Genomic DNA, 237 nt, shown 5'->3' with positions numbered 1-237 from the left:
CACCCCGTACGCCCGACTGGTGGGGGACCCCCCCCACCCGGACGGCCCCGTGCCCCCCGCCGATCAGGTGGTCGCCTGGCTGCAGTTCCTCGGGTTGGGTCAGGAGGCGGCGGATGGGGCCGCCTCGATCCTCGCCCCCGAGCCCCTGCTGGGTGTGGCGGGGGGTCTGGGCAGCGGGGGGCTCGGCGCCGCCCCCGCCCGGTTCTTCGTCTGCGCGAACATCATCTTCCCCGCCGC

General features: G+C 76.8%; 1 pseudogene. It reads left to right on the top strand.

From position 1 onward, the window contains the following. Positions 1 to 19: 19 nt before the first annotated feature. Positions 20 to 237, top strand: a pseudogene (locus KVS71_RS18810) (AI-2E family transporter); the annotation flags it as partial.

The organism is Microbacterium sp. GbtcB4, from assembly GCF_019091465.1.
GTDB lineage: Bacteria > Actinomycetota > Actinomycetes > Actinomycetales > Microbacteriaceae > Microbacterium > Microbacterium paraoxydans.
The sequence above is the reverse complement of the archived record's forward strand: the minus strand, read 5'-3'. Positions and strand labels throughout refer to the sequence as shown.